At 40.2% G+C, this 17,230-nt stretch carries 15 protein-coding genes and 3 tRNA genes; 6 read left to right on the top strand and 12 right to left on the bottom strand.

Annotated elements, in window-relative coordinates; all coding sequences use genetic code 11:
* Positions 1-72: 72 nt before the first annotated feature.
* Positions 73-930, bottom strand: coding sequence for an acyl-CoA thioesterase II (gene tesB, locus PTRA_RS00715; RefSeq protein WP_011326863.1), 858 nt, complete (start codon positions 928-930; stop codon positions 73-75).
* A 76-nt stretch (positions 931-1,006) separates the two neighbouring features.
* On the opposite strand from tesB, the gene PTRA_RS00710 reads away from it, so the two are divergent.
* Entirely contained in the window at positions 1,007-1,468 is a 462-nt protein-coding gene (locus PTRA_RS00710) for an EVE domain-containing protein (protein ID WP_058372316.1), read from the top strand.
* Between the two features lie 173 nt (positions 1,469-1,641).
* Entirely contained in the window at positions 1,642-2,673 is a 1,032-nt protein-coding gene (locus PTRA_RS00705; protein WP_058372315.1) for a hypothetical protein, read from the top strand.
* A gap of 71 nt (positions 2,674-2,744) precedes the next feature.
* On the opposite strand, the gene PTRA_RS00700 is transcribed toward PTRA_RS00705, so the two are convergent.
* Positions 2,745-2,948 (bottom strand): PLD nuclease N-terminal domain-containing protein, encoded by a 204-nt coding sequence (locus PTRA_RS00700; protein ID WP_058372314.1) that lies wholly within the window; start codon positions 2,946-2,948, stop codon positions 2,745-2,747.
* A complete protein-coding gene (locus PTRA_RS00695; protein WP_058372313.1) occupies positions 2,945-4,015 on the bottom strand; it encodes a potassium channel family protein in 1,071 nt (356 codons plus the stop codon). Before PTRA_RS00695 ends, PTRA_RS00700 begins: the two co-directional genes overlap by 4 nt.
* A gap of 179 nt (positions 4,016-4,194) precedes the next feature.
* Between PTRA_RS00695 and PTRA_RS00690 the strand changes: the two genes are divergently transcribed.
* A complete protein-coding gene (locus tag PTRA_RS00690) occupies positions 4,195-5,505 on the top strand; it encodes a short-chain fatty acid transporter (RefSeq protein ID WP_058372312.1) in 1,311 nt (436 codons plus the stop codon).
* A gap of 57 nt (positions 5,506-5,562) precedes the next feature.
* Here the strand turns inward: PTRA_RS00690 and PTRA_RS00685 are convergent, their stop codons facing one another.
* The gene (locus tag PTRA_RS00685; protein WP_058372311.1) at positions 5,563-6,579 is read right to left on the bottom strand and encodes a metalloprotease; all 1,017 of its coding nucleotides are present in this window, start codon (positions 6,577-6,579) and stop codon (positions 5,563-5,565) included.
* A 177-nt stretch (positions 6,580-6,756) separates the two neighbouring features.
* Here PTRA_RS00685 and PTRA_RS00680 point away from each other — a divergent pair, with 177 nt between their 5' ends.
* Complete coding sequence (locus PTRA_RS00680; RefSeq protein ID WP_058372310.1) at positions 6,757-7,986, top strand: EAL domain-containing response regulator; 1,230 nt, start codon at positions 6,757-6,759, stop codon at positions 7,984-7,986.
* A gap of 13 nt (positions 7,987-7,999) precedes the next feature.
* On the opposite strand, the gene PTRA_RS00675 is transcribed toward PTRA_RS00680, so the two are convergent.
* The gene (locus PTRA_RS00675; RefSeq protein WP_058372309.1) at positions 8,000-9,076 is read right to left on the bottom strand and encodes a hemolysin family protein; all 1,077 of its coding nucleotides are present in this window, start codon (positions 9,074-9,076) and stop codon (positions 8,000-8,002) included.
* An 84-nt stretch (positions 9,077-9,160) separates the two neighbouring features.
* On the opposite strand from PTRA_RS00675, the gene PTRA_RS00670 reads away from it, so the two are divergent.
* Both PTRA_RS00670 and PTRA_RS00665 read left to right on the top strand, forming a co-directional pair.
* A complete protein-coding gene (locus tag PTRA_RS00670; protein ID WP_058372308.1) occupies positions 9,161-11,662 on the top strand; it encodes an alpha/beta hydrolase family protein in 2,502 nt (833 codons plus the stop codon).
* 226 nt (positions 11,663-11,888) lie between these two features.
* Positions 11,889-12,608, top strand: coding sequence for a response regulator transcription factor (locus PTRA_RS00665; RefSeq protein WP_058372307.1), 720 nt, complete (start codon positions 11,889-11,891; stop codon positions 12,606-12,608).
* On the opposite strand, the gene PTRA_RS00660 is transcribed toward PTRA_RS00665, so the two are convergent.
* From PTRA_RS00660 to nudE, 7 genes are all read right to left on the bottom strand, one after another.
* Positions 12,605-14,116 (bottom strand): YifB family Mg chelatase-like AAA ATPase, encoded by a 1,512-nt coding sequence (locus PTRA_RS00660; RefSeq protein WP_058372306.1) that lies wholly within the window; start codon positions 14,114-14,116, stop codon positions 12,605-12,607. The genes PTRA_RS00665 and PTRA_RS00660 overlap by 4 nt on opposite strands.
* Positions 14,117-14,149: 33 nt before the next feature.
* Entirely contained in the window at positions 14,150-14,764 is a 615-nt protein-coding gene (locus PTRA_RS00655) for a trimeric intracellular cation channel family protein (RefSeq protein WP_011326851.1), read from the bottom strand.
* Between the two features lie 562 nt (positions 14,765-15,326).
* Positions 15,327-15,403 (bottom strand) — tRNA-Met (locus PTRA_RS00650).
* A 60-nt stretch (positions 15,404-15,463) separates the two neighbouring features.
* Positions 15,464-15,540: transfer RNA gene (locus PTRA_RS00645), tRNA-Met, on the bottom strand.
* 81 nt (positions 15,541-15,621) lie between these two features.
* Positions 15,622-15,698, bottom strand: a tRNA-Met gene (locus PTRA_RS00640).
* A gap of 152 nt (positions 15,699-15,850) precedes the next feature.
* Complete coding sequence (gene cysQ, locus PTRA_RS00635) at positions 15,851-16,636, bottom strand: 3'(2'),5'-bisphosphate nucleotidase CysQ (RefSeq protein ID WP_058372305.1); 786 nt, start codon at positions 16,634-16,636, stop codon at positions 15,851-15,853.
* Positions 16,629-17,201, bottom strand: a complete 573-nt coding sequence (nudE, locus tag PTRA_RS00630) for an ADP compounds hydrolase NudE (RefSeq protein WP_058374479.1) — start codon at positions 17,199-17,201, stop codon at positions 16,629-16,631. Before nudE ends, cysQ begins: the two co-directional genes overlap by 8 nt.
* Positions 17,202-17,230: the final 29 nt, after the last annotated feature.

The following is a 17,230-nucleotide window of genomic DNA, read 5'->3' as shown; positions in this document are numbered from 1 at the left end:
TTACTTACCTGTTTAAATGTAGGTGCCGCATAATTTATATGGCACCTACTACCCTTTTTACTAGTGCGTAAGTTAGCGCTGACGCATAACCCCTTCTTGCATTGTTGAGGCAATTAAGTTGCCTTGGCGGTCAAAAAACTGCCCTCTTACTAATCCTCGACCAGAGCTTGCACTTGGGCTATCAACTGAGTATAAAATCCAGTCATCCATTCTAAATGGTCGATGAAACCACATTGCATGGTCAATCGTGGCAACTTGCATATTAGGTTGCATAAAAGACACACCATGCGGCTGCAAAGCAGTTGGCAAAAATTCAAAATCAGAAGCGTACGCTAATAAGTAATTATGAATACGTTGATCGTCTGGCATTTCACCGTTAGCTTTAAACCAAATGTGCTTAACAGGCTCCATTGCTTCAGGTTTAAATGGGTTATGAAAGGTCACAGGACGTATCTCTATTGGCATTTCACTAATAAATTGATTGCGAATAGCAGCGGGGATTTGCTCAGCGTTTTCTTTATAAAACTCTAACGATGAACGCAGCTCTTCAGGTAAAGGGACGTCAGGCATAGTCGCCTGATGCGATAGCCCTTCTTCAGCTCCTTGAAAAGACGCTGTCATGTAAAAAATAGGCTTGCCGTACTGAATAGCACTAACCCGACGAGTACTAAAGCTTTTACCATCGCGAATAGCTTCTACATCATACACAATAGGCTTAGTGGCATCGCCTGGGCGTAAAAAGTAAGAGTGGAGTGAATGTACAATACGCCCCTCTGGTAGCGTTTCTTTTGCCGCAGATAGCGCTTGGCCCATTACTTGGCCGCCAAATACAGCACCAAAACCTAAATCTTGGCTTTGCCCTCGATATAAACCTTGCTCAATTTCTTCAAGTGTTAACAACGACAATAAATCATCTAATACTTGGCTCATTATTACTTCCTCAATTCTCTAATACCCAAATGATACTATACAATAGAAGGATGTAAATCATTCTACGAGTCCTGATATGGCGTATTGGCTATTTAAAACTGAACCCGATGCATTTTCGATTGACGATCTTAAAAATGCACAAAATCACACTACAATTTGGGAAGGGGTACGCAATTACCAAGCACGTAACTTTATGCGCGATGAGGTAAAAGAAGGTGACCTAGTAATGATTTACCATTCTAGCTGTAAGCTCGTAGGCGTAGTAGGTATTGCTGTAGTAACAAAAGCGGCTTACCCAGATCCAACCCAGTTTGATTTAAGTAGTGATTATTATGATGCTAAAGCCACCAGCGACAACCCTCGCTGGGTAGTGGTAGAAGTAACTTATCAATCTCATTTAAACTCTCTGGTTAGCTTAAAAGAAATAAAAGCTAACCCTCGCATCACCGACATAGCGCTTAAAAAAGGCGGGCGGTTATCAATAATGCCCGTAACCCAAAATGACTGGCAAGTAATTACCTGCATGGCTGAGGAGTAAAATCTTTTATTACTTAACTTGAACTCTAGTTATTTAAAATCAGCGGTAAATTTATAAATAAAGCAATTCACTGTGCAACAGATATAACTCTATGACACTACTACAAAAGTATGTTGGTTTTTCTTATCCATGAGAATTTGCTATAATTCGCCGCTTGTTTTTGTGGAGGAAAAATGAAGTTACTGTATTGGTTAGATGAGTGGTTAACCCTTTCGGGCGATGAGCAGCAAGCCAAACTGCCAATGTCTGGGGGAGATTTACTTGGCGATGTATATGTTAAGTACGACTTTATTGATATTACTAAGCCTCTATTATTTACCTTTTCGCCTGCTGGTACTAATGTGCAGGAGCAAGATCTTCACGCAGACTTCGCCCCTTGGGGTTATCACCTAGCACAAAAACAAAATGTAAATGTTATCGCTTTTCAGCATTTGGGTAAGAGTAACTGGTTCCGTAATCGAAATTTAATATTCTTTCTCGAGCAATTATCAACATTGCTTACGCCGTTTAATTGTCGATTGGGTTATGGCTTAAGCCGTGGTGGCTTTGCGGTTGGTGCTTTTGCAAAATTACTCCAGCTGGATCAGGTATTGTTTTTTCACCCTGTTAGCACTAAAAACAAAAGCTTAGTGCCATGGGACGACCGCTCTAGCACAGATATAGCTCAGCAATATGATTGGGAAGGCAGTTATGCCGATTTAGATTTAGGCAACGCCCAAGGCTATATTATTTACGACCCCACTAATCGTATTGATCGACTACATGCCAAGCGCTATAAGCAACTTAACCATTTACGGGTATTTGGTATGGGCCACGGCACTCACGCTACTTACTTAAATAAGTTTGGTTTTTATAAGCAAGTAGCTGTGGATTTTATGCGCCATCAACAAATTGATATTGCGCAATTTCGCCTGCAAACTAAAACCTTGCGCTTTAAAGAGGACTATTACAAAAGGCTCAACAAAGCGAATAAGAAATCGGCGCATCGCCTAGAGCTACTAAGTACTGCACATAATATTTTGATAGACGAAAAAGCAGCTCATGTACAGGAGCATCAAGCCAGTATTGATATTCAGCCACTGATTGATGTAGCGCTTAAACATCAAGAGCAGCACCCCGATGATGCCATCCAATTACTCGAAGTCGCCAAGCAATTAGCGCCAAACGACCCTCTTGTGAAACACAAACTTAAAGAGCTTGAATAGCACTAAAGTTTAAACTAATAGCTTGCGATAACCACTACGGCGATTACTTCCTATCACCAAAAGCCTTTTGCTTAAGGCTTTTTATTTTTCCTTTTTTTACGCCCATGTTTAGGCACTATGGCTAAATACATAATAAGCCCTAACCACGAAAAAAATACAATGCCAATTAACCAGGCATTTTTTTCGTGGCCTTGAGTGCGCTTACTATTGAGTATAATAACCACAGGTAAAATGTAGGCAATTAAAAGAATGATTAAAAATATAACTTCGTTCATGCTTTTGCCAAAGCTGGCCAGTCCACTTCACGACTTAATACCCGCTCTACCGCTATGTAATGCAAAATGTCGCCGGCACTAATTTTATAATCAAGCGGCGGATTTAAATCCATATTTTGTGCACTTAAGTTATGCGCCACACCAAGTAAAATAGCATCATGCTGATGTTTAAAATGATGAAACAAAGTACCAAACTCCATCTCTTTGCTTTGCTCTGGAACGGCTAAGCTAAACTGCGTATCGCCATGTAAAATTGATAGTAGCTCTTCGTGCACTCGGCTCGAACCTGGATCTTGCATCGAACGTACGAGTATTTCTGCCGATTTAACACTACTGCATTCTACATTTTGGCAATGCTCTAATAGCATATCTACTTTTGTTTCATCTAAAAAATGCGCGCTTATATGGCAACCATCTTTAACTAAACGGCTAATACGTAATGCGGTGGTAAAGGTTTGATCGTCGTCTTGGCCGTCAATAATCACTTTATCGGCATAGCTTATAGCTACACGCTTTAGCTCCTCTAAATCGGTAAAGCTACTTAATCGTACAAAGTCGACACTTTCGTTACTTAAAAATGGGTGCTCCATTTGCTCAGTTACTGCAAGTAAAATACGCCGTTCGGTACGTTTAGTGTCGGCTAGAATATAATCAATCATTTTTTTAGTACGGGTGTCGTGCCAACCAAAAATAATAATATGGTTGCTACTGTGAGCAAAGTTTTTATCACCAGTCATAGCGCGCCTAATTAAGTAAGTTATTGTTTGCCCTGTTTTTCCTAACAGAACGCCAAATAAAGCTAAACCAAAAGGTATTTGTATTAAAGCTACCACCCAACGCCCTAAATCTGTGGTTGGGCTAAAATCGCCATACCCTACGGTTGAAGTGGTTACCGTGTAATAATAAAAAAAGGTTGTTAGGGAGGTGAGTGCTTGCTCATTTGCTATATATAACAATCCCCATGTTAAAAGCATATGAGTCAAAATAGCCAGTGCCACTGCTTGCCAACTCAACTGATCAATATGAGCCCGTACAAGTAACACTAGCCTTTTAAATATCACCGGCATAATACAAAGTCTTAGTTAGTAAATTATCTATAAACAACACGTTACTTTATGCTATTGGTTTAAGCAATATTTTCACTACTCCCATTTAAACATAACGCCCATAAGACTAAATGCGGTTTGCCAATTAATGCTTTTCGTGATTAATTACCCTACAAATAATACTAACAACAGTCCTAGTTATGCTTAATAAAATAGCCACCCCCTTTACCAAACTCGTTGAGCGCTACCTGCCTGATCCCTTTATATTTGTAATACTACTAAGTGTTATTACCTTAGTTATCGCTAGCGTGTTTACTCCAACAACCGGTATTGAGGTACTGCAAGCGTGGGGCGATGGTTTTTGGAACTTACTTAGCTTTGCAATGCAAATGCTGCTGGTGTTAATTACCGGCTATATGTTGGCAAGCACTCCACCTATTAGTAAGTTACTAGAAAAACTCGCCACCTTTGCTAACACCGCACCAAAAGCAATTATATTAGTAACGCTTATTTCACTACTCGCTAGTTGGCTTAACTGGGGATTTGGCTTAGTTATTGGTGCGTTATTTGCCAAAGCCATTGCTAAACACACCCGAGTTGATTACCGCTTATTAGTTGCCAGCGCTTACTCAGGGTTTGTAGTGTGGCATGGCGGATTAGCAGGCTCAATTCCACTGACGATAGCCACCGAAGGGCACTTTTTGCAATCGAGCATGGGGATTATTAGCACTGAGCAAACGCTATTTGCTGGCTTTAATATTGCCATACTGGTGGGGCTATTTATTATTATGCCGCTAGTTAACCGTTACATGCTTCCAAGCGCCGAGGAAAGTGTTTATATAGATCCCGCACTATTAAAAAATACCTCCCCTGCAATAATTAATATTACTAGGCCAGCCCAACACTTAGAGCAAAGTAAATTGCTTGGTATTACAATTGGCTTACTGGGGTTAATTTATTTAGGTTATTATTTTTTAGTTGCCGGTGGCGGCTTAAACTTAAATAGCGTAATTGCGTTGTTTTTGTTTTTAGCTATCACCTTACATCAAACACCGCATAACTTACTCAATAGCTTACAGCAGGCAATTCCTAGTGGCGCAGGTATTGTTATTCAATTTCCGTTTTATGCCGGCATTATGGCGGTAATGGTTGATAGTGGTCTAGCACAGCAAATATCAAGCGGTTTTATTGCCATAGCGGATGCAGACAGTTTGCCATTTTTTAGTTTTATAAGTGCAGGGCTGGTTAATATGTTTGTGCCTTCGGGCGGCGGACAATGGGCGGTACAAGCGCCAATTGTAATACCCGCAGCGCAAGCGCTTGGCGCCGACATATCAAGGGTTGCAATGGCAGTAGCTTGGGGCGATGCGTGGACTAACTTAATTCAACCTTTTTGGGCATTACCTGTACTTGCTATAGCAGGCCTAAAAGCCAAAGACATTATGGGATTTTGTGTGGTGCAGCTATTTGTAACTGGAGTATTTATATCCTTAATGTTGAGCTTTTATTAACTGTATAAAATAATGTATTAAGCAGGACTGCAATTACAGCCCTGCTTTTAAATACGATTAGCTCGATAATATTTTCATTGGTAAGCTTAAAATGGGGTTTTCAGAATCGGCAAAATGCATCATTACAGCTACATGCCCGGCAACCACCAGCGCATACATCACCGCTGAAAAACCTTGGCCATACTTATCAAGTGGCATTAAATGTGAAGTGTGTCTGCCGCGCCATTCAAATACAATTTCCAGCGCACCAATAAACAAAAAGAACACCAACAACATTAAGCCGAAGGTGTAACTTAGCCATAAACCAAACAGTACTCCCAATAAACACACACTTAAACCGACCCATGAGCGCATAGAAAAGCTAATACTTTTTAATACATGGCCACCATCAAGCGGTAAAATAGGCAGTAAGTTAAATAAGTTAAGTAAAGCGCTAAGCACAGCAACACCGGCAAATATTTCCATTTCGGTAGCGTAGTACAACACTAAACTTAATACTGACGTTATAAGCCCAAACGCGGGGCCCATTAAAGAAATCACTACATCTTGCCAGCGAGTGGTAATTTTATCATCACTTACTGCAAGCCCGCCTACAAACGGAATTAAATAAATGCCTTTGGTTTTAATGCCAAAATATTGCATAGCACGCACATGCCCGTATTCATGTACCACTAAGCAAGCAATAAGCATAAGTGCAAACTCAATACTGAATAACCAGGCATAACCGGCAACTGACGCTCCCGCTAACACTATCTTAATTACTTTGGCACTTTTAAATAGCTTAAAACCAAGGGCGGCCAATCCTAGCCAGCCTTTTTTAGTTTCACCGCCAGTAGCTGCAGGTAAAGCAAGTTGCGTAGCAAACTCATCGTTTACAAACAACGAAATACTCTGCTCATTAACCAATGCGCTATCAATACCTATTAGTTTGTTATCAAAAGTAAATTGATAATAGTTGTCGCGGGGGTTATCAAAAGTAATTGCTTGTTGACTATGAAATATCTGCACAATTTTTTGCCCAGAAACCATAAGTGTAAAGGGCTGATCGGCTAACTTAAGTTCTATTCTTATCATAATTAAAACCGTTTAAAACAATAGCGCTAGTATACCGATTCAGCTAAAAAACACGAGCAAGCATGATTAATAACAACTTTTTTATTAGCTGGCTAATATACACATTAAAAGAATGACAAACACATGAGAACCTACTACTTTTATAGTAATACACACTATGCATTGAAAGGGATAACAGTGAAAAAAGTAGTGCCTAATATTCTGGTCGTTGATGACTCAAAAGCTATTTTAATTGTAATGGAAGCAATCCTCGCTGAGTTAGATATGTCGGAAACCATAACCACTTGCCTAAGTGCTACAAAAGCGCTAGAAAAAGTTAAACGTGACATAAACTATTATGATGCTATTTTTACCGATTTAAACATGCCTGAAATGGATGGCATGGAATTAATACGCCATTTAGGAGAGCTAAATTACCAAGGCGCTATTATTATTATTTCTGAAATGGAACATAAGGTAATTAGCTTAGCTGCCAACTTAGCCAAACAGCATAATGCCCACCTTATCGGTAATATTTCTAAGCCCGTACAATTAACCCAAGTAGGCGCTTTATTAAATAAAGTTGCCTATTTAAATAGCCACACTTTAATAAAAGAACCTGCTATTTCAAAAGCAGAGCTTATTAGCGCATTAAAAAATGATGAAATAACGCCGTTTTATCAACCCAAAATATGTATTAATACCAGTAAAATAAAAAGTGCTGAAGTATTGGCGCGTATTGTGTCAAATACCGACGGCAGTATAATTTTACCAGCTCGCTTTATTAGCCTTGCTGAGCAACATGATCTAATTAATCAAATTACATTTGCGCTTTTTAAAAAAGCCACCAGTGATTTCGAAAATATAAAAGAGCAGCTAGGACAAAATTTAAAACTGGCATTTAACTTATCTCCCATGCAGTTAAACGATCTTAGCTGCCCGAATAAGCTATTACTTATATTAAAACTTAACCAGCTTAAACCTAGTGATATTATTATTGAGATAACCGAACAACATGCACTTTCAAGCCTAAGCCAATTAGAAACATTAAACCGCTTAAGAATGCATGGTTTTGGCTTATCACTTGACGATTTTGGCGTTGGCTTTACTAGCATGAGCCAACTTAAAAACTTGCCCTTTACCGAAATAAAAATAGACCGCACACTTATTAGTAATATAGAAACAGATCAGTTTTCTCAAGTTGTTGTAAGCTCCCTCATAGATATTACCAATCAAGAGCATTTAGAACTAGTAGCAGAAGGGGTTGAACGACCTGAAGAGCTTGACTATTTAAGGCATTACAAAACTCGCTTAGCAATACAGGGATTTTTATTTAGTCGTCCTAAATCTAAGAGTGAATTTATAGACTGGGCACAATATTGGATTAAAGTGACAGGAAATACCATTAACTATAAACCCCCAAGCTAATGAGGAGAGCTCTTTAGTTGTCTTCTCGAGGGTGTTTATCCTCTTCAGTAACTAGGTTTTTACTATTTGCCAAACGTTTATGCCAACGCTGCTTCGCAACTGCACGCATATTAGTGGACTGATCACGCTCATCTACAATTTCTAACCCCATTAGCGCTTCAATCATGTCCTCAAGAGTGACAATCCCTTGTACGTCGCCATACTCATCAACCACTAAACAAATATGCGTGCGGTCTGTTAATAGGGTTTGTAACAACGACGACACATTTTGCGAACTAGGAACCGTATAAATTGGCTTTACTAGTTTACTAATTTTGTAATCGCTGCCTAAGCGATGACATGCCAACATAATATCGTTTTTATGCACAAAACCGATAATATCGTCAGTGTCTTTATCAAACACTAATATTCGAGAAAACGACGACGAACCATGCAAGTTCAAGTATTCGTTTACGGTTAAGTCTTTATGAACTTTAAAAATAACTGTACGTGGGGTCATTAAGTCGCATAATTTGGCATGTCTAAAATGTAATAAGTTACGAATTATTTCAGACTCATCTTGATGCAGCGCCCCCGACTCGGTGCCTATATCGGCCATGGCTTCTATTTCTTGGCGAATATAATAGGCTTGGTCGTGCTTTGGCCCCATTAAATTTGTCAGCTTTTGTGCAAGCCATACAAAAGGCTTAAGCAATATAACTAAAAAGCGTAAACCGTAAGTCACACTTGGGGTAAGTACTCGCCAATAGTTTGCCCCTAACGTTTTAGGTATGATTTCAGAAAACACCAGCACAAATAAAGTCATCACTGCAGAGGCAACCCCTACTGCAGCATCCGAAAATACAATGGCTGCTTGCGCGCCAACTCCAGCCGCTCCGGCGGTATGCGCCACCGTATTAAGCGTTAAAATAGCCGCTAATGGCTGATCAATATTATTTTTTAGTTTTTCGAGCTGCTTAGCTAATACAGGCTGTTTTTTACGCAGCAATGCAACATAACTAGGTGAAATACTTAACAGCACGGCTTCCATTACTGAGCATAAAAATGAAATAACAATGGCAACAACCATATAAATTATCAGTAATGTCATTTGCTCTCCGCTTAGTTGAATATATGGGCATGATAACAATACATGCTATATTTGGCCAAAGACTCAATAATAATAGGTATAATAATGAAACTTAACGCACTTTGGCGTCATAGTAATAAACTATTTAAACACTCCTTTGCCCTTTTTACCCTTAGCAGCTTAAGTTTTGCTACGCTTGCAGCGCCGCTTGATAAATCTAAAATTCAATTTATTGGGCCACTGGCTGAAAACATGCAATTAAAGCCTTTTCAAACGGCCCAAAGCGATACCATAATTAGTAACTTATTACCCCAGCTACAACTCCCCATAGCTAACTTTTCGGTGTTTGACAAAAAACACAGCTGGCAGCCATTTAATAAAATAAATGCACTCACTTTAGGCGGCTTACAGGCACTTAAGTTTAATATAGAAACCACGCGTTTTAGCCAAGGTACGTTAACCTTAAAAGGCATTGAACAAGGACAATTGTTTATAAATGGCGAATTGCAAAAGGCAGAAAACAGCAGCTACAAACTCGCCTTAAATAATGGTAGTCATACTGCTATTATTGTTGCGCAACAAGTTGCAAATTGGCACGATGTAACACTCGACTTTGCACCAAAAACACCGAGCGATAACATTACCCTTAGCACTTCACAAACTAAGCGTTTATCGGCAAAGCAGTTATTTGATGCCCCCACTATTAGCGGCTTATCATTAGCACCAAACTCAGAGCACTATATTACGACAACGCGCCGCTTTAATGATAAAACTCTAAATCAAGCAAACAATATTACTGAGCTTAAAAACACCGACAATCAAACGCTGTATCGCTTTGAGGCAGAACAACCAAGCAACCTTATTTGGAGCCCAGACAATCGCTTTTTAGTGTATTTACTAAACGGTGAATTAAAACAACTCAACCGTAAAAACTTATCAATAAAAACCCTCTCTACTCGCTTAGAAGGCGCTAGCGGTTTTACCTTTTATAACGAGCACAGTGTAATATTTAGTTGGTCTAACCCTGCATCAGACAAGCGTAATGACAAGCTTACAAAGCATTATAAAGGGTTACAAGATCGCTGGTCATACGCACGCTCAGTAAGCCAAGTTTATATGCTTGATACACAAAGTGGTTTAATAAAAACACTCAGCCAAGGGCCGCTTTCGCATAGCTTTGAAGACTTTAACAATAAGCGCGGTAAACTATTAATGAGCCGCCCTGTAGTCGCTATGCAAGCGTCAACTCATCCAGAAACAGAACTAGTAGAGCTTGATTTAAAATCAAATAAGCTTACTTCTTTGGGTAAATTTAAAACTTTTAATCAGGCCAAATACGCCAATAAAGATGTGTATGTTGTTGCAGGTCCCGACTTTAAAAATGGGGCAGGTAGAGCATTGCCAAAAGAAATGCTAGCGAATAACTACGACGGTCAACTTTACCTGCTTACAGACGGCGGAAAAAACGTTAAAGCACTCAGTAAACAGTTTGATCCGGCAATTGGAAGCCTGAGTGTATTAAACAATGGCGACGCATTACTAAAGGTTACTGAGCACGACACCCAACCGCTTTACCTATTTGATTTAAGTAAGCAGCGCTTTAAAAAATTAAATATCGGTTTAGATATTGTTGAGCAGTTTAGCTACTCAAACGAGCGCAACATTGAAATATTACTCAGTGGCACCACGGCTTCTAGTCCACAACAATTAAAGCGGTTTAATATAAGTAAAAACACCGCTAAAATAGTCTGGGATTCAAAGCCACTTAGCTATGCAAATACACAAATTCCAACACTCGAAGAATTTAATTTCACTAATAAAAATGGCGTTGAAATTTCAGGGCGTGTTTACATCCCAAATAACCTTGATAAAACTAAAAAACACCCAGCGCTGGTTTATTACTATGGTGGTACATCGCCAGTGACACGAGGCTTTACTGGGCGTTATCCGTTTAATTTATGGGCGGCAAACGGATATGTGGTTTATGTAATACAGCCAACAGGCGCTACCGGCTTTGGGCAAAAATTTTCGGCGCAGCACGTTAATGCGTGGGGCAACTACACCAGCGACGATATAATTGCAGGCACGCAGGCATTTTTGAATAAATACAACTATGTAGATAGCGAAAAGGTAGGCAACTTAGGTGCCTCTTACGGTGGCTTTATGACTATGCATTTAGCAACTAAAACCGACTTATTTAGCGCATCGATTTCTCATGCTGGCATTTCTAACCTCACATCTTATTGGGGCGAAGGATGGTGGGGCTATTTATATTCTGGCGAAGCGTCTAAAAACAGCTTTCCGTGGAATAACCCCGAGCTTTATAGTAAACATAGCCCAGTGTTTAGTGCCGATAAAGTAACCACGCCTATGCTACTTATTCATGGTGACAGTGATACAAACGTACCCGTTGGTGAAAGCTTAACTATGTACACCGCACTTAAATTACTTAATAAAGATGTAGAGTTAATAGAATATAAAGGTGCGAACCATCAAATTATTGCCCGCGACAAACGCTTTGATTGGTGGAATACCATGCTAGCTTATTTTGATAAAAAACTAAAAAATGAGCCCCAATGGTGGGATTACCTTTACCCTAACGACTAATCGCTAAATTATTTTTAATAATTAAGCAAACTTAGATTAAGATATTTATTCTGAGTACAGGCTAAATAGCACCTTTAATAAAGCTCTAAAGGTGCTAAATTTTCTAAACTATAAACTTATTAACTACTTTTGAAACATTAGGTTACTTAAAAGCAATAAACGCCCTTCTCAGCCTTTACTTAATGGTGCTACCATAGAAAACTATAAGCATTAACAATAAAGTATTATGACTATTCATGTTTTATTGGTTGAGGACGACGAATTACTCGTTAAACGCATCCAAAATCATTTTACAAATACCGAGTTTACAATCGAAGTTGACCCCACTGGCGCCGATGCACTGAGCACTATAAGGTCGCGTGTTAATGTGCGCGGTGCTTTTTCATTGGCCATTATTGATATTGTTTTACCAAAGCGCGACGGCTTACAACTTGCTAAAGAGTTAAACACCCTTACCGATATTGGCGTAATTTTATTATCGAGTCGTGATTCACAAGCAGATCGCATTGCAGGCCTTGCCCAAGGCGCAGACGACTACATATGCAAACCCGTAGACTTACTTGAGCTAGAACTGCGCATGCGTGCTTTATATAAACGCATTGCACACTTAAATTCAGAAAATGATAAAAACGATGATAACGGCGAAGAGTTTATAGAATATGCCGACTTTAAATTACACCCCGACAACCGCACATTAATTACAGCTACAGGTGCTGAATCGCGCTTAACCGAAGCGGAACATAAAGTACTTATTTGTTTAATTGGTAACGCAGGTAAAGCAACTTCTCGCGAAAAAATATCTGAAGAAATAGGCCAGCCTGATTGGAGCCCAAACGATCGCACTGTAGATGTGTTAGTTGGCCGTTTGCGTAAAAAATTAAATGATGAAAAAGATCAAAAACGCATAGTTACCGTACGCGGTAAAGGTTATATGCTCTCTATTTAGTACTTAGTTAATTGCGCTAGTAAGCGCTCAAAGGCGCGGTAGTTAAGTGCTTCTTTTAACTCATCTAAGCTAATACGCTCCGCCCCTTTTAAATCACTAATAGTACGCGCTACTTTAATTATTCTATGGTATGAGCGTGGCGATAATGCCAGCTTTTCACTCGCTCTGGCTAAAAACTGCAACTCAGTAGAAGCGAGATCACAATGTATACTCATTTCTTTATTGTTTAATCGCGCATTCACTTTACCTTGGCGTTTTAACTGCAAATAATAAGCAGCCTCTACTCGCGCTCTTACTATTGCACTGGTTTCTTCCGGTTTGCTACTTTGCAACTCAACACTCGTTAGCCTTGGTAATTCAATTTGTAAGTCAATACGGTCAATAAACGGCCCCGAAACACGCGACAAATAACGCATTACTTGATCAGGCGTTGCCCGCTTATCATTGTGACAACCTGTAGGGCTAGGATTTAGCGCCGTAATAAGCTGAAACTGCGCCGGAAACTCCATTTGTCTTGCCGCACGCGAAATAGTGACAGTACCAGTTTCCATAGGTTCACGCAGCGAATCAAGCACTTTACGTTCGAATTCTGGCAACTCATCTAAAAAAAGCACGCCATTATGCGCCAATGAAATTTCCCCTGGTTTAGGGTTTGACGAGCCACCGACTAATGCAACGGCAGAGCAGGTATGGTGAGGGTTACGAAATGGCCGTTGTCGCCAATTAGTTAAATCAATCGACTGGCCAATAATAGAATAAAGCGCTGCAGTAGCAATTGCTTCATCATCTGACATGGTCGGCATAATGGTCGCCATACGTTGAGCCAGCATTGACTTACCCGTACCAGGGGGGCCCAAAAACAGTAAGTTATGGCCTCCTGCAGCGGCAATTTCGAGTACTCGTTTTGCCCCAGGCTGGCCTTTCACATCACTTAAATCGAGCAAAAAATCAGGAGCTTGCGTGCAATCTGGGTATTGTATATTTAACGGTAGTGGTTGCTGATTAAGTAAATCGCCCCACACTTCTGCAATAGAGCTTACGGCTTTGCGTTTAACCCCGTTAACTAAACTAGCTAAGCTATCATTTGCCAGTGGTAAAAAACAGCAGCGGTCCTGCTCTTTAGCAGCAAGCACCGAGGGCAAAATAGCATTTACGCCACGTATTTCACCGTTAAGTGCCAGCTCCCCGTAAAACTCATATTTATGAATGTCAGAGCACACTATTTGCCCTGAGGCGACTAAAATACCTACGGCAATAGCAAGATCGAATCGGCCACCGTCTTTTGGTAAATCGGCAGGGGCTAAATTAACAGTAATACGTTGATCGGGAAAACCAAACTTAGAATTTTCAAGTGCGCTACGCACTCTGTCTTTAGATTCTTTTACCGAGGCCTCGGGCAAACCTACAATATGAAAAGCAGGCAAACCATTACCTAAATGCACCTCAACAATCACTTCGGGGGCATTTATGCCCACCTGAGCACGAGAATATATGCGAGCTAACGACATTCCCTATCCTAATAAATACCCTTTAGCTTTAGTTTAGTCGGGATATTTAAAAACGTGTAATACAATACCCCATTTTATGGCAGCAAAACGCAGTAACAGAGTCATCAACATACTCAAAATCATCGCAACTTCAACGATAAGCGAAAAGTTAATACACAAGGTGTACACTATTCCCCCCGCTATACAGGTGGTTGCATAAAGCTCGCCCTTTAACAACATGGGGATCTCCCGGGCAAGTACATCACGAATTAGGCCACCAAAACATCCGGTAATAACCCCCATAATCACTGCTGTCATATCTGGCATACCGGCGAGCAATGCTTTTTGCGTGCCCATTACAGCAAAAAAAGCTAAACCAAACGCATCGGCAATTTGTAAATTATAGTGGGGTATGGTTCTTTGCTTATTTATTAGCCGCGTTGTTAGTAGTATTGCAGCTAAAATTGCAGCAAAATAACTTTGGTCGTGCAGCCAAAATACCGGAACATTTAATATCACATCGCGAACAGTTCCTCCGCCAATAGCGGTTACGGTAGCAAGTACAACAACACCAAAGCCATCCATCTTCTTTTCATACGCTACCAAGGTGCCCGATATGGCAAATACTGCAACACCTATTAAATCAAACCAGTGGTAAAGTTCTGTCATGCCTACTCTTGCTAAAATATTTACGTTACTGCTACATAAGCTACGCTAAGTTTAAAAAAATAACTACTTTTAGCACTAATTAAGCTGCTAAGTTCCTTTTATATTCAAAACTAACCTATAAATTCTATGAGTTAAATTTACCTTTATAGCCATGTATTACTCCTTCCTGCTCACCCAACTGAATGTGGTAAATAGTAAAGCGACGATTTCGGGTTATGAGTCATTCACCAAATTTTAGACATAAAAAAACACTTTTTAAGAGTGTCTGTTCATTCTTATTTATTTCAGTGGTTGTGGGAGTCAGAGTTTATGAAGAGTGAACGCATCACGCAGTGACGACGACTTTCGGGTTATGAGTCACTCACTAAATTTTAGACATAAAAAAACACTCTTTAAGAGTGTCTGTTCATTCTTATTTATTTCAGTGGTTGCGGGAGCCAGAGTTTATGAAGAGCGAACGCATCACGCAGTGACGACGACCTTCGGGTTATGAGTCACTTACTAAATTTTAGACATAAAAAAACACTCTTAAAGAGTGTCTGTTTATTCTTATTTATTTCAGTGGTTGCGGGAGCCGGATTTGAACCGACGACCTTCGGGTTATGAGCCCGACGAGCTACCAGACTGCTCCATCCCGCGCCTGAAATTGCATACTTATTTAAAGTTGCTTACATTACAACTTGGCTTCCAATTAAAAATTGGTTGCGGGAGCCGGATTTGAACCGACGACCTTCGGGTTATGAGCCCGACGAGCTACCAGACTGCTCCATCCCGCGCCTGTATATTTTAAGTCTATCGACTACTTTATTTTAACTCTTAAGCTAGAGTTTACAGTAACCTCATCCCCTAAAGGAAATTGGTTGCGGGAGCCGGATTTGAACCGACGACCTTCGGGTTATGAGCCCGACGAGCTACCAGACTGCTCCATCCCGCGCCTGTAATTTCTTTAAAACAAATCCGTAATATTTACGAGCCTGCCTTGAAGAGAGCGCTACTATATAGGAATAAACATATAATGCAAGGCTTTAGTTATTATTATTGTTCAAGTGAACAAAAAGCAAGCAGCTGATGTTGTAAGTATTCCCTTTAGTGTGGATTAATCATTTTTTGCCACTCCCAATCAGGGTGTCCCATTACAATGAAGTCTGGGTTTTCAGTACTTTCACGCTGATTATAAGTTAGTGGGTTAAACTCTGCATCGGTAATACTGCCGCCAGCTTGCTCAACTATAATTTGTGATGCGCCCGTATCCCACTCACCAGTGGGGCCTATTCTTAAAAAACAGTCGGCCTTTCCCTCTGCAACAATACATGCTTTTAAAGAGCATGACCCTAAAGCAACAGTAGTAAATTGGGCGTTAAGGTATTGGCTCACTGCTTCAATTTTTTGACGGCGGCTCACAGCAACCGTTAAGTTATCGGGTGAGGCTACAAATATTTGCTTGTCGCTACCATTTTTACGCTTAAATGCCCCATTATCGGCGCTCGCAAAATAGGTTACCCCTTTTGTTGGCCAATGAATAACTCCCAGCACAGGTTGGTTATTTTCAATGAGTGCTATATTTACCGCAAAGTCGCCACTTTCTAAAATAAATTCTCCGGTACCATCCATAGGATCAAGCAACCAATAACGTTGCCAATGCTGCCTGTCGGCTAATGCTGGGATTGGTGTTTCTTCTGACATAATAGGAATATTGGGTGCTAACGCCTCTAAACCAGCCACAAGCACGTCATTAGCAGCAAGATCAGCTTTAGTAACAGGTGTGTTGTCTAGCTTTTGCTCTTTGCCAATATCGCCATGTTTATAAATAGCCATAATGGCATCACCAGCACGCTCAGCCAATAATATACAAGGCTCTAGTAATTTATTCATCAATGACTCCTGATGCTAAATACTGATCTAATAATAATAAAGCAGCTACACTGCGTGCTTCGGTAAAATCGTCTTGTGTTAATAATGACTGCCAATCGGTTAATGGCCACTTAACAACAACCAGTGGCTCTGGCTCATCACCGGGCAATGTTTGTGAATACAATTGTTTAGCGACCATAATGTGCATGGTGGTATTAAAATGACTCGGCGCTATAGATACCGCTTTTAATCGTTTTAGGTAATCTGCACCAAAACCAACTTCTTCTTTAAGTTCGCGATTAGCGGCTTGCTCTGGTGTTTCACCTGGATCAATTAACCCTTTAGGAAAACCCAGTTGATAGTCGTTAGTGCCAGCGCAATATTCTCGCACCAGTAGTAATTCGTTATCTTTAGTTAACGGCACAATCATTACTGCACCTCGCCCGCCGCCACGAATTCGCTCATATTGACGTTCTTCGTTATTAGAGAATTTAAGTTCTAAAGATTCCACGGTAAATAAGCGACTTTTAGCTACAACTTTATTACTGAGGATTTGCGGTGGTATTGGGTGCTTTTTCTGTGTCATTGGCGTTAATTTGCTATCATGGCAGTTGT

This window comes from Pseudoalteromonas translucida KMM 520, assembly GCF_001465295.1.
In the GTDB taxonomy this organism is placed as follows: Bacteria; Pseudomonadota; Gammaproteobacteria; order Enterobacterales; family Alteromonadaceae; genus Pseudoalteromonas; species Pseudoalteromonas translucida.
This window is presented reverse-complemented; position numbering and strand designations above follow the sequence as displayed.